The following is an 8,397-nucleotide window of genomic DNA, read 5'->3' as shown; positions in this document are numbered from 1 at the left end:
CGGGCGCCGCGCGGCGCGCGGCCCCTGGCCGGCGGCGCGCCCCCCCCCCCCCCCCCCCCGACGCCGCCGCGCGACGACCCCGGCTCGCCGAACGCCCTCAAGGGGGCCTTCACAGCGCTCAGCGCCGTGAAGGCCCCCTTCACGGCGTCACGATCCACAAAGGACACAACCGCCAGTCCGGAAGCCGCGAAGGCGACGGTTCGGTGGGGCGGGGAGCGAGGTCACGGTTTGCCTCCCGCAGCGAAGACCGGCTCCGGAGACGCGGACGCGCGGTCGAGGGTGAGCGCGGCGTCGATCAGGGCCAGGTGGGTGAAGGCCTGCGGGAAGTTGCCGAGTTGCTCGCCGGTGGGACCGATTTCTTCGGCGTACAGGCCCACGTGATTGGCGAAAGTCAGCATTTTCTCGAACACGAGCCGCGCTTTGTCCACATAGCCGGCACGAGCCAGCGCACTGACGTACCCGAAGGTGCACAACGAAAAGGTGCCCTCGCTCCCGGTCAGGCCGTCGGGGGACATGCCGGGGTCGTAGCGGTGGACGAGGCTGTCGGTGACCAAATCCGCTTCGATGCTTTCGAGCGTGGCCAGCCACCGCGGATCCTGCGGGGCGATGAAGCCGACGTCCGCCATCCGCAGGAGCGACGCGTCGAGGGCATCGGAGCCGTATCGCTGGACGAAGGCCTGGCGCAGCGGGTTCCAGCCGTGTTCCCAGATCTGGTGGTAGATACGGTCGCGGTGTGCCCGCCACAGCTCGACGGCACCAGGGCGCCCCCGTGCCGTCGCGAGGCGGATGCCGCGGTCGAAGGCGACCCAGCTCATCAGCCTGCCGTAGGTGAAATCCGCCTTCCCCTCACGGGTTTCCCAGATTCCCTCCTCCGGCCGGTCCCAGTTCTCGGTCAGCCAGCCGAGCAGTTCGGACAGTGCCTGCCAGCCTTGGTGGCCGACCTCGATTCCCCGGCGGTCGGCCTGGTGGACGGTGTCGAACAGTTCGCCGTAGACGTCGAGCTGGAGCTGGCCGGACGCCGCGTTGCCGATCCGTACCGGGCTCGAACCGCGGTAGCCCGCCCAGTGTGCGAGCGATTCCTCCGTCAGGTCCGACGAGCCGTCCACGCGGTACATGACCTTGATCGGGCCGTCGCCGGGGCCGCTCTGCTGGTAGCGCTCCCCGAGCCAGCGGGCGAAGTCGACGGCTTCCCCGGTGAATCCCAGGGTGAGCAACGAGGACACGGCGAGGGAGGCGTCCCTGATCCAGGTGTAGCGATAGTCCCAGTTCCGCTCGCCCCCGAGCTGTTCGGGTAATCCCGTGGTGGGGGCGGCGACCATCGCGCCGGTCGGCGCGTAGGTCAGGAGTTTGAGGGTGATCGCCGACCGGTCGACCGTCTCGCGCCAGCGTCCACGATAGGCCGACCGCGCCAGCCAGGACCGCCAGAACCGCACCGTGTCCCCGAAGGCCTGCTCGATTTCGGCGACGCGGAACGCGCGCGGCGGGCCGTCGGCGTCCGATTCGAGCACCACGCCGCGGACCTGGCCGGTCTCCAGGGTGACCGAGCCGTAGACGCCGCCTTCGAGGACGTGGATGTGCGCCAGCCGGGCGTCCCCCGGTTCCCGGACGGCGTGCAGGGTCAGGCCGTACTTCCCGCTGTCGAACAGCGCGCCGTCCTCGGTGACGCAGGTGGTGTGCTGGCGGCGGCCGTAGTCGAACCGCGGGACGACGTCCACGGAGAAGGCGACGCGTCCGCGCACGCAGCGCACCATCCGGATCAGGCGGCGGCTGGGTGTGGCGCGCGAGCGCGACGCGGGCGGCATGAAGTCGATGACCTCGCCGGTGCCCGATTCGGTCAGGAACCGGGTGATGAGGATCGCGGTGTCGGGAAAGTACAGCTGCCGGGTGGTGTACGGCTGCCGGACGGGCCGGATCCGGCAGTGCCCGCCGTCGTGGTCCAGCAGCGCGCCGAACACGCTCGGGGAATCGAAACGCGGGCAGCAGAACCAGTCGACGGTGCCGTCGGTGCTCACCAGCGCGGCGGTCTGCAGGTCGCCGATCAGGCCGTGGTCGGCGATCAACGGAGTGTGGTCCACGAGCGAACTCCTTGCCATCCGGGGCATTCCACGGTTTTCCGCCCACAGTGCGGGCTTTCCGCCTGCCGGTCATCACCCTGGCCGGATGGGATCGCGTGCCGCGACCTGCCGGGCGAGGCTCACCCGGCGAAGGTGATGTGCCCGCCGTCCGTGCCGATGTGCGATGGCCGCGGTCGTAAACCCAGTTCGGAAAGGACGGTGACCGTGGAGACGTTGACCATCTGGCTGTTCGACTCGGCCGACGGCGCGGAGCTCGCGGCGGAGCGGGTGAAATCCCTGGCCAGGAACCGGCTCATCACGGTGCACGACGCCGCGATCGTGGCGTGGCGGGAAGGAAAGGACAAACCGAAACTCCGGCAGCTGCACAACCTGGCGGGACGGGGCGCGCTCACCGGCGCGTTCTGGGGAATGCTGTTCGGCCTGATCTTCCTGGTGCCGCTGATCGGCGCGGCGCTCGGTGCCGCCACCGGCGCGCTCGGCGGTTCGTTGTCCGACTACGGCATCGACGACGACCTGATCCGTCAGGTACGGGCGGAGGTCACCGAAGGAACGTCGGCGCTGTTCGTGCTCAGCTCGGGTGCCGTCATCGACAGGGTGCGGGAGGCCTTCGGCGGTGAGGCGAGACCCGAGCTGATCTTCACGAATTTGAGCGAGGAACAGGAAAAGACGCTTCGCGACACCTTCACCACGGAACACGAGACGGAGACGAAATGAACGAGCGATGGGGTGCCGAAGCGGATATCACCGCCCACGAAACCGCCGGACGACGGCCGGGGGATCACCGGACCGTGCCGCCGCGGCGGTCGATGTGGACGGGCTGGCTCGTCTTCGCGAGCGTGCTCATGATCGTTCTCGGCGTGTTCGACGCGATCGCGGGAATCGTGGCCCTGTTCCGGCGCGGGTACTACATCGTGGGTCCCGACTACTCCCTCGTGCTCAGCGTGACCGGCTGGGGCTGGGCGCATCTGGTGGGCGGGGTGGTGGTGGCGATCTCCGGTGCCGCCCTGTTCTCCGGCACCGGGTGGGCGAGGCTCGTCGCGGTGCTGTGCGCCACCGGCACCCTGCTCACACATCTGGTGTTCCTGTCGGCCCATCCCGTGTGGTCGACGATCGTGATCGCCTTGTGCGTCATGGTGATCTGGGCGGTCGTCGTCCACGGCGAGGAAGCCCCTGACGCGCCGTGGTGACGACTTCCGGGACGTCGCGAGCGTTCGTGGTTCTGGTCGGCTTCGCAGCGGTCGTGGTCGGTGTCGCCGGGATCAAGGCCGTTGCCTGGCTGGCCGCGCCGACCCTGCTCGCGGCCGTCGTCGTCATCACGCTCAGCCCCGTGCACGGCTGGCTGCGGCGTCGCGGATTTCCCCGCTGGGTGGCGACGACCGGGCTCGTGGTGTTCGTCTACGGGATCCTGGCGGCGTTCGGCGTCGCGATGATCGTTTCGGTGACCGAGCTGGCGGCGCTGCTCCCGCGGTACGCGGACCGGGCCGCGGGGCTGGCCGCCGAAGTCACCGGAGCACTGGGGCGGCTCGGTATCGGGCCGCCCCAGCTCCGCGACGTCACGAACGCGCTCGACCCGGGCAAGCTCCTGGCATCTCTCGGCTCCGTGCTGTCGGATCTGACCGGGGTGACCACGAGCCTGGTGTTCCTGCTGGGACTGATGCTGTTCCTCAGCACCGAAACCGCCGACACCGACGGCCGGATGGCCGGGATCGCCGGTGACCGGCCCCGGACCGCCGAAGCGTTGCGGGACTTCGCCCGCCGCGTCCGCCGCTATCTGGTGGTGACCACGGTCTTCGGGCTCGTCGTCGCGATCATGGACACCGTCGCGTTGCTGCTGCTCGGCGTGCCGCTGGCGGTGTTGTGGGGCCTGCTTTCCTTCGTGACCAACTACGTCCCGACCGTCGGTTTCCTGCTCGGCCTCGCACCGCCCGCCCTGCTCGCCCTCCTCGACGGGGGCTGGCAGGCGATGCTCGTGGTGATCGCGGTGTACGGCGTGATCAACTTCGTGGTGCAGTCCCTGATCCAGCCCCGTTACGTGGGCAACGCCGTCGGCCTGTCCGCGACGGCCACGTTCGTCGCGCTGGTGTTCTGGGCCTGGGTCCTCGGCCCGCTCGGCACGCTGCTGTCGGTGCCCGCGACCCTGCTGGTCCTGGCCGTGCTGGTCGACGACCCCGGCCGCGGCTGGGTCGTGGCGCTGGTGGGATCGGCCCGCCGCCGGAACGGCCGGGACAGCCGGGACGGTCAGGACGCTCAGAAGAGGATGAGGCCGATGAAGAGCAGGCAGGCGAAGATGTTCATCAGCCAGCCGTGGTCGGTCATCCAGTCCCGGATGGCGGGCATGACGCGCGCCGCCCGCCGCCGGAAGAGGAGATAACCCAGCAACGGCAGCGCGGCGATCAGCACCGTGGCGCCGAGGAATGGGATCGCCGCGGTGAAACCCGCGCCGGCTCGGGCGAGCGTGACGCCGACCGTGCACATGACGAGGACGTCGGAGGGGAAGAACCCGACGAGCAGGAACCCGGTGCGGAACGCCCGTCCCGGCCCCGCCGTCAGCAACGAGCCCAGCCATTTCGGTGGCTCCGCGGTCTTGCGGCCCGCCCAGTTCCGGACCGCCAGCCACAGCAGGAACGCGATGAGGACGTACTCGACGATCGTGGCGACGGAGTTGCCGGAGGCGGAAACCGAGGGATCCGGCGGCAGGAACCCCGCCAGCCAGGTCGTCAACGCCGTCCCCGCAGTGACGGCGACGGCGACGCCCGCGACGAAGGCGAGCGACACCGGCACGGCACGTTCCACTGTGATCAGGATCAACGCCGACATGATCTGCGGCCCGGCCATCATGGTGATCGCCAGCGGAAGCACCGCGAGCCGGCCGTCCGTCATTCCGCACTCCCTGTCCGAGGCGGCCCCCCCCCGCGGAAGCCGCGTCCCGGCCGAGCGCGTTGCCCGCCACCGGGTGCCCGACGATGACGGACAACGCTCGCCCGACGGCGGGACCGTCGAAGTACTCCCGTGATCCGCGATTCAAGAGTGCGTGCCGCGGCGCACGGTTTTCCTCGCCTGTCACGGGTGAATACGTATCGCGTAGTCCGTCACGCACCGCGAGGAATGCGTCCCGTCCGCCACTCTTCGCAACGGGAATTCCGTGCGAACGGTGCCGACTCACCCGCTGGGGAGGAGGTGACCACCGGACAGGGTGAGCAAGATCGGTTCCGTTTCAGCCGTTGCGGGACGGGAAGGGAGACACCAGGTGGGCACTGTGCCACATCGGCGGTCCGGGATCAGGATCGCACTGGCGGGAATCATGGTCGTGTTGCTGCTCTCCGCGCAGCGCGAGCCGCGGCAGTCCGGCTTTCCTTTGGACGCCGTGGTTTCCGGTCTCGCTTTCGCGTTGACCGGCGCATCGAGGACGGTCGCCGTTATCGGGCATCTCATCGCCGCCGCGGCCGCGCAAGGCACCGACCGGTGAACCCCGGGAACGGCTGCGGGGAACCGGCCGTGGTGCCCCCGCCCAAGCTCGCCCCGCCGGCGCCCGCTTGTGCCGTCCTGGACCGGGATCGGCTGTTCGCCGCCTTGGACAAGGCGACCGGCGGCGATGTCTCCAGCGTGACGTTGCTCAACGCGCCGGCGGGATCCGGGAAGACCGTCCTGCTCGACAGCTGGCTCCGCCGAAGATCGCGGTCCCGCGTCCCGGCGGAACACGTGGTGTGGATTTCCCTGGACGCCGACGACAATGACGTGTTTTCGCTGTGGTCGTCGCTTTTCCGGGCCTTGTCCCACAGCGTCTCCACCCGGGACTCGCCACCGCGGGACGCGCCCGTGCACGAATGCGTCGCGGCCTTCATCGACGCGTGCCGCGAACTTGCCCGGCCCGTGCTGCTGATCCTGGACAACGTGCACGAACTTTCCGCCCCGGACGCGATCGAGAGCGTGAACATCCTGCTGCGATATCTGCCGGCCGGGGTACGGGTCGTCCTCGCGACCCGGTTTCCCCCGCCGCTGATCCTGCCCCGGCTCCGGCTCGAGGGGCGGCTGCGGGAAATCACGCCGCACCAGCTGAACTTCACCAAGCGGGAAGCCGAAACCCTGCTGGCGGGCCACGACCTCGCACTCACGGAGACCGAACTCGACGCGGCACTGGAACGGACCGAAGGCTGGGCAGCCGGTCTTCGCTTCCTCGCGCTGTCGGTCACCGCCGCGTCCGACACGGGCCGGACGATCCGGGCCTTCACCGGTGACGACCGCCTGCTCGCCGACTACCTGTCCGAAGAGGTCGTCGGCCCGCAGCCCGCCCACATCCGAGACTTCCTGCTGAGCACTTCGGTGTGCCCCGACGTCACCGGCGAACTGGCCACCCGGCTGACCGGGCAGGAGAACTCCGGGCAGATCCTGGACACCCTCACCCGCACCAACTCGCTGGTCACCCGGCACGGCCGCGACGGCTCCCGGTACCGCTGTCATCCGCTGCTGCGCGACTACCTGCGCGCGGAACTCACGCGACGTCATCCCCGGGCGTATCGCAAGCTCCACCGGTCGGCGGCGGAGTGGTTCACCCATTCCGGCGACGTGCTGACCGCCCTGGAACACGGGATCGCGGCGCGGGACGAGGAACTCATCAGCCGCTACCTTCAGCGGTTCGGGCTGCAGACCGTCCTCAAAGGACACGGCGCGCGCCTGCGCACGCTGCTCGACGCGATGCCCGAGCACGTTCTGGCCCGGCCCCAGGTGGCGCTCGTCGCCGCGGTGACCGCGCTGGACGCGCACGACGTCACGGGCGCGGACCGGTGTCTCGGCAGGGTCGACAACTCGGCCCAGCCGCTGCGTTCCGCGCGGCTGCGGGCCCTGCACGCCGTGACCGCGCTCTACCGGGCAGGCTACGGCGGAAAACTGGACGAGGCGTTCGCCGAACTCGGCGCCACCACCGCGGGCGACACCGGCGACCTGGACCTCGATCTGCTCGCGCTCGTCAACCGCGGCACCGCGGCGCTGTGGCTGGGCGACCTCACGAACGCCGTCGCGGATCTGGAACTCGCGGTGCAGACGGCCACCGTGGAGGAACGCGACGCCGTCCGCCTGCACTGCGAGATCCACCTCGCGGGCCTCGCCGGTGCGAGGGGCGATCTGGCCGAGCTGACCGAACGCACCGGCGCGGCCCGGCAGCTGGCCCGCGCCCGCGGATGGGACGAGACCGAGCGGTGTGCGCTGCTCTACGCGATCCTCGGTGCCGCCGCGTACGAGCGGCTGGACGACGAACGTGCCCGCCGGTTCGCCGGGCGGGCGGACCGCCTGCTGCCCCCGGAGGTCGAGCCCACCACCGAATTGTTCGCGGTGACGCTCAAGGCCGCCGTCGAGTTCGGCGACGCCGAGGATCCGCACGCGATCGTCGAAACACTGCGTGGCCTCGGGAAAAGGCTCGCGGCCGAGACCCTCGCCCCGAGCCTCGTCGCCTACACCGCCCCGATCGAGCAACGCCTGGCACTGCGAGTCGGCGAACCCACCTGGGCCGCGGAGGTGATCGAGCGCCACCGGCACCTGCTCGCCCCCTACGCCGAGCACGCGCTGCTCATCGCGTCTTTGCACGTGCACCGCGGAAAGACCGGTGCCGCGCGACGACGGCTGCAACCCGTCCTCGACGGACAGATCCGTCCCCTCGTGGCGCATACGCTCATCGACGCCTGGCTTCTGGAAGCCCTGCTCGCCGATCAGGCCTGCGAACTCAACCGGGCACACGAGGCGATCAGCAGGGCACTCGACCTCGCCACGGCGCCCCGCGCGCTGCGGCCGTTTCACACCGCCGGACGGCACATCCGCGAACTGCTCGTCCGCGGCTCCGGCCGCTTCGGCCGCGCGGACGAGTTCGCCGACACCGTGCTCCGGATGCTACCCGCCGATTCCGTGGCCCCGGTGGACCCCTTGACCTGCCGCGAACTCGAACTGCTCACCGAACTGCCGTCCATGCGCACCACCGAGCAGATCGCCGACTCGCTGTTCGTCTCCGTCAACACCGTCAAGACGCACCTGCGCGGCATCTACCGCAAACTCGGCGTCAACCACCGCCGCGACGCCGTCGTCGCCGCCCGGCGCCGCGGCCTGCTGTGACTCTGCGCGGCCGGCAGGATTGACGCGTCCGGGACGCTCTGCCGGATGTGTCCTTTGTGGACTTATGTGGGATGAAGGAAGCTTGCGGCGCTGAGCCCGGATCCGCTGGTCAGGGATGGCTGAGGGGATGCGCGGGCGCCTGCTGCCTGTCGGGGGGCCGGCCGGGGGGGGGGGGCACGCCGCCGACCGCGGCGGAGCGGGCCGGGGGGGGGGCGCCCGCGCGGCG

6 protein-coding genes and 1 pseudogene are annotated in these 8,397 nt (G+C 70.4%); 5 read left to right on the top strand and 2 right to left on the bottom strand.

Features of this window, described 5'->3' with window-relative positions; genetic code table 11:
* Positions 1 to 221 precede the first annotated feature (221 nt).
* Complete coding sequence (locus tag ACFWX1_RS28485) at positions 222 to 2,075, bottom strand: glycoside hydrolase family 15 protein (protein ID WP_378392397.1); 1,854 nt, start codon at positions 2,073 to 2,075, stop codon at positions 222 to 224.
* Positions 2,076 to 2,279: 204 nt separating this feature from the next.
* On the opposite strand from ACFWX1_RS28485, the gene ACFWX1_RS28480 reads away from it, so the two are divergent.
* Genes ACFWX1_RS28480 through ACFWX1_RS28470 form a run of 3 tightly spaced genes read left to right on the top strand, consistent with a single transcriptional unit; the run spans position 2,280 to position 4,446 of the window.
* Complete coding sequence (locus ACFWX1_RS28480; protein ID WP_378392395.1) at positions 2,280 to 2,789, top strand: DUF1269 domain-containing protein; 510 nt, start codon at positions 2,280 to 2,282, stop codon at positions 2,787 to 2,789.
* Positions 2,786 to 3,262 (top strand): hypothetical protein, encoded by a 477-nt coding sequence (locus ACFWX1_RS28475; RefSeq protein WP_378392393.1) that lies wholly within the window; start codon positions 2,786 to 2,788, stop codon positions 3,260 to 3,262. Before ACFWX1_RS28480 ends, ACFWX1_RS28475 begins: the two co-directional genes overlap by 4 nt.
* On the top strand, positions 3,256 to 4,446 hold the full coding sequence (locus tag ACFWX1_RS28470) for an AI-2E family transporter (RefSeq protein ID WP_378392391.1): 1,191 nt from the start codon (positions 3,256 to 3,258) through the stop codon (positions 4,444 to 4,446). The genes ACFWX1_RS28475 and ACFWX1_RS28470 overlap by 7 nt, the downstream gene beginning before the upstream one ends.
* Here the strand turns inward: ACFWX1_RS28470 and ACFWX1_RS28465 are convergent.
* Positions 4,392 to 4,892, bottom strand: a pseudogene (locus ACFWX1_RS28465) (GAP family protein); the annotation flags it as partial. The gene ACFWX1_RS28470 and the pseudogene ACFWX1_RS28465 overlap by 55 nt on opposite strands.
* A 430-nt stretch (positions 4,893 to 5,322) precedes the next feature.
* Between ACFWX1_RS28465 and ACFWX1_RS28460 the strand changes: the two are divergent.
* Positions 5,323 to 5,541 carry a hypothetical protein gene (locus ACFWX1_RS28460; RefSeq protein WP_378392389.1) on the top strand — a complete coding sequence of 73 codons (219 nt, stop codon included), beginning with the start codon at positions 5,323 to 5,325 and terminating at the stop codon, positions 5,539 to 5,541.
* Positions 5,538 to 8,171, top strand: coding sequence for a LuxR C-terminal-related transcriptional regulator (locus tag ACFWX1_RS28455; RefSeq protein ID WP_378392387.1), 2,634 nt, complete (start codon positions 5,538 to 5,540; stop codon positions 8,169 to 8,171). The genes ACFWX1_RS28460 and ACFWX1_RS28455 overlap by 4 nt, the downstream gene beginning before the upstream one ends.
* The last annotated feature ends 226 nt before the right edge of the window (positions 8,172 to 8,397 follow it).

Source organism: Amycolatopsis sp. NPDC059021, from assembly GCF_042739895.1.
Taxonomy (GTDB): Bacteria; Actinomycetota; Actinomycetes; order Mycobacteriales; family Pseudonocardiaceae; genus Amycolatopsis.
This window is presented reverse-complemented; position numbering and strand designations above follow the sequence as displayed.